The sequence below is a fragment of the Longimicrobium sp. genome (genome assembly GCF_036280135.1).
Classification (GTDB): Bacteria; Gemmatimonadota; Gemmatimonadetes; order Longimicrobiales; family Longimicrobiaceae; genus Longimicrobium.
This window is the reverse complement of record NZ_DASURI010000867.1, coordinates 1-3,974: the sequence shown is the minus strand read 5'-3', so window position 1 is coordinate 3,974 and position 3,974 is coordinate 1. Positions and strand designations below refer to the sequence as shown.

The window sequence follows — 3,974 nt, the reverse complement described above, 5'->3', positions numbered from 1 at the left end:
TGAGATTCTCGCCCGGGCCCCGCAGCTTTCCCATCCGCTTCGGCTTCCCTCTCGATCGGATACGGCATGGGACGCCACGTCTCGGTCTACGGCATCGACTACGCGGTGATGAAGGACCGGCTGGCGGATGCACTCCGCGCGGAGCCCAACCGGACGCTGCTGGCCTCGTACGCCGCGGACTCCGGGCTGGACGTGGATGCGCTGCTGGACGTCCTGGGCACCGATCCGGCGCGGATGACGATCGATCAGCTGGACGTGGTCGCCTGCGCGTTCGAGGAGCTGCGTGACAAAGCGGGCCGCTACGACAGCTCGCTGACAACGCCGAGAAACGACTACTTCAACTTCGCGTGGTACTGCGAGACGTTCGCGCGGCTCCACGCCACCGCCGGCGAGCACGACGAGATCTACATCTACGACTCGTACTAGCGCCATCCGGAGATCTTCCTCGCGGGTTGGAGGCGCTCCGCCCGCACAGCCGCGTGGGAGGGTTCTACGGAAGATTGGCACACGGGGCCTTCGGCCAACGGAGTCAACGGTTTTTCATCAGTTACCGTTCCCTCCGTTGGCCGAAGGCCCCGTGTGAGAATGCCGTTCCCCGGGAGCACCAAATTGAAGACGGACGGGGTGGAGAGACCGCGTCTCCCCACCCCGCCCCGGAACAGGCCGTTGCCCGCTATTCCCTATTCCCTGTTCCCTATTCCCTGCAGTTCAGTGCGACACTGCCGTCGGCACGGTGCGCGTGGTGTTGGTCCCGTCGCCGATCTGGTTGAAGCCGCTGTTGTTGCGGCCCCAGCACCACGCCTGGCCATTGGTGTCCAGCGCGCACGTCTTGCTCACGTCCGCGAAGATGCTCGTGAACGTCACGCCGCCGGGCATGGTGACGGCGACCGGGATGCGGCTGGCCCCGCCGGCGCCGTTGCCCAGCTGGCCCGTGGAGTCGCCGCCCCAGCACCACGCGTTGCCGCTGGCGTCCAGCGCGCAGGTGTGGTCCCCGCCCGTGCTGATGGCGCTGAACGTCACGCCGGCCGGCTGCAGCACGGCCACGGGCGCGTTCTGGTCCACGATGGTGCTGTCGCCCAGCTGCCCGGCCGCGTTCTCGCCCCAGCAGTACGCCTGCCCGCCGCTCGTGAGCCCGCACGTGTGCCGCCACGCCGCCAGCGAGACGAACGTCACGCCGCTGGGCTGCTGCACGGCCACGGGCGCGTACCCGCCGAACGTGCTGCCGTTGCCCAGCGCGCCGTCGCCGTCGTAGCCCCAGCAGTACGCCTGCCCGGCGCCGTCCAGCCCGCAGGTGTGCTGCTGGCCGGCCACGATGCTGCTGAAGGTCAGGCCACCGCGCTGCAGCACGGCCGTGGGGGTGATGCGCACCGTCTGCCACGTGCTGTCGCCCACCTGGCCGGCGTTGTTGCCGCCCCAGCAGTATGCCTGTCCCCCGGCGTCCAGCCCGCAGTTGTGCGTGTCACCGGCGCTGAGCTGGGTGAACGTCAGCCCGCCCGTCTGCTGAACGGCCACGGGCATCAGCGGCAGGACGTACGTGCCGTCGCCCAGGCGTCCGTCGGCGTTGTGGCCCCAGCACCAGGCCTGCCCGCCGCTGTCCAGCGCGCAGGTCTGCGCGCCGCCGGCCGTGATGCTGGTGAACGTCACGCCGACGGGGTGCAGCGTGGGCACGGGCACCAGCGTGGCGGCGGCGCTGCTGTCGCCCAGCTGGCCGTACACGTTGCGGCCCCAGCACCAGGACTGGCCACCGGACGTAAGGCCACAGGCGTGGTCGCGGCCGCCGTCCATCGTGGCGAACGCGTTGGTGGGAATGACCGTCAGCGACGGGGCGGACTCCGGGGCGGCGGATAGGGCCGCCGTGGCGACGGGATCCGTGCAGGCGGCCAGCGCGCACGCCAGCAGCGCGAGCGGCGTGAGACGGAAGATGGATCGCGAGTTCATGAGGTGCTCCGAAAGGTGGGGCGTGGACCTGCGGAAACTGCGGAAGGCGCCTGAACGATGCCGTCCGGCCCGCCCCAGGTCAACGGAAAACATGTCTCCTTTCGTAACGGACTCACCGCGTACGCCCCTGCCGATCCGCATCGCCGATAAGGCGCGCGCTCATGCCGCCCCCACGGCCTTGGATAGCCGAAGCCCGGCCGGGAATCGCTCCCGGCCGGGCTTCGTTGCCGCGTCCGTCGCGGCGGCGATGCACATCACCGCGTCAGCCGGGGAGCGATCGCAGAAAGGATAGGAGCAGGGCGTTGACCTCGTCCGGCTTTTCCTGCTGGATCCAGTGCCCTCCGCCCGGGATGACGTGCGCGCCCGTCAACCGGGGCACCAGCAGCGGCATGGCGTCGATGATCTGCCGCATCCCCGGCATGGCGAGCCCGGGATCGCGCTCCCCCGCCAGGTACAGCGCCGGCACCTCCACGCGCATCCCGGCAAGCGAGGCCTGCAGCTCCCAGTTGCGGTCCAGGTTGCGGTACCAGTTCAGCCCGCCGCCGAACCCGCTGGCCGTGAACGCCGCCGTGAACGCGTCCAGGTCCGCTTCCGCCAGCCAGGACGGGAGCGAGGCGGGCGCGGGGAGCGGCGCCAGGAGCCCGTCCGCCCGGGACACCATGCTGAACGGATTGGGCGTGCCGTCGCCGGGCACCCGCGGCCCGGCGTCTCCCGAGGCGGCGTAAAGAATCCGCAGCAGCGAGTCGCGGACGTCCCGCTCCAGCTCCGCCTCGGCTACGCCCGGCGCCTGGAAGTAGAGTGTGTAGAACAGCGCGTCCGGCGTGGCGGGAAAGAGCTGCGTGGGCGGGCGCGGGGGCTGGCCCATCATGGGCACGCCCATGGCCGCCACACCGCGGACGCGGTCCGGGCGCATCAGCGCCGCCTGCCAGGCGAGGGTGGCGCCCCAGTCGTTGCCCACGAGGGCCGCGCGCGGCGCGTCGAGCGCGTCCAGCAGGGCCACCACGTCCCCCACGAGATGGAACAGCGTGTACTGGTCCGCCCGGTCCGGCCCCTCCGTTCCGCCGTAGCCGCGCAGGTCCGGCGCCACGGCGTGGTATCCCGCGTCCGCCAGCGCGGCCAGCTGGTGACGCCACGCGTACGCCGTCTCGGGAAAGCCGTGGCAGAGCAGCACGAGCGGCCCGCTGCCCTGCTCCGTCACGCGCATGCGCAGGCCGTTGACGTCCATCACCCGCGTTCGTGCCTCAGCCATGGGACCGTCCCAGGAAGGTGTCGTCCTTCGCGCCGCCCTTTCGCGCGTGGTCCAGCCGCCGCACGTCCGCCAGCAGGTCGGCCAGGGTGATGGTGTCCAGCCGCGCATCCAGCACGCGCGTGGCCTCGCGCACGGCGCCGTCCAGGGCCTCGCCCACGGCACGCTCCACCAAGCAGCCGTGGCTCTCCTCCGGCAGGCTGACGGCGACGACGCGCTGGGCGATGGCCTCTTGGATCTGCCCCAGCGTGATGGATTCCGGCGCGCGCGCCAGGTTCCATCCGCCCCCGTGCCCCTTGGCGGACGCGACGATGCCCCGCTCGCGCAGCCCGGCGAACGTGCGCCGGATGACGACGGGGTTGGTGTCGGTGCACGTGGCCAACTCCGCGGACGTCATGGGCTGGCCGCCGCGCTCCGCCATGTGCAGCAGCGCGTGCAGCGCGACGGAGAGCCGTTCGTTTCGCTTCATGTAACTGATGTTATTACGTGAGCAGGGATACGTCAAGCGTGTGCAAACGAATGGCCGGGGAAGCAGGGCGCGCGTGCACCCGTTTCCCCGGCCATGTCGGAAGTCAGTCTGCCTTATCCGACTCTACCCACCCAGAAGCGTCATCCTGAGGAGCCGCCGCGCGATCCTGACCGCGCTACGGACCCTGGCGGCGACGAAGGATCTTGCCCGCAAAGCGTGAGGCCGACCCCGAGACAGGTAGTCGGCCTCACGCTTCGCACACAAGATCCTTCGGTCGCGCCAAAGTCCTGCGCGCATTCACGTTACGTGCGGCGCTCCCTC

General features: G+C 70.6%; 4 protein-coding genes. 1 reads left to right on the top strand and 3 read right to left on the bottom strand.

Annotated features, from left to right (window positions below; all coding sequences use genetic code 11):
* The first annotated feature begins 66 nt into the window (after positions 1 to 66).
* Entirely contained in the window at positions 67 to 426 is a 360-nt protein-coding gene (locus VFZ20_RS28055; RefSeq protein ID WP_329687275.1) for a hypothetical protein, read from the top strand.
* Between the two features lie 282 nt (positions 427 to 708).
* Here the strand turns inward: VFZ20_RS28055 and VFZ20_RS28050 are convergent, their stop codons facing one another.
* The 3 genes from VFZ20_RS28050 to VFZ20_RS28040 form a co-directional block, all read right to left on the bottom strand.
* Complete coding sequence (locus VFZ20_RS28050) at positions 709 to 1,938, bottom strand: hypothetical protein (protein WP_329687274.1); 1,230 nt, start codon at positions 1,936 to 1,938, stop codon at positions 709 to 711.
* A 262-nt stretch (positions 1,939 to 2,200) separates the two neighbouring features.
* Positions 2,201 to 3,187 (bottom strand): alpha/beta hydrolase, encoded by a 987-nt coding sequence (locus VFZ20_RS28045; protein WP_329687273.1) that lies wholly within the window; start codon positions 3,185 to 3,187, stop codon positions 2,201 to 2,203.
* Entirely contained in the window at positions 3,180 to 3,653 is a 474-nt protein-coding gene (locus tag VFZ20_RS28040) for an Rrf2 family transcriptional regulator (protein WP_329687272.1), read from the bottom strand. The genes VFZ20_RS28045 and VFZ20_RS28040 overlap by 8 nt, the downstream gene beginning before the upstream one ends.
* Positions 3,654 to 3,974 lie beyond the last annotated feature (321 nt).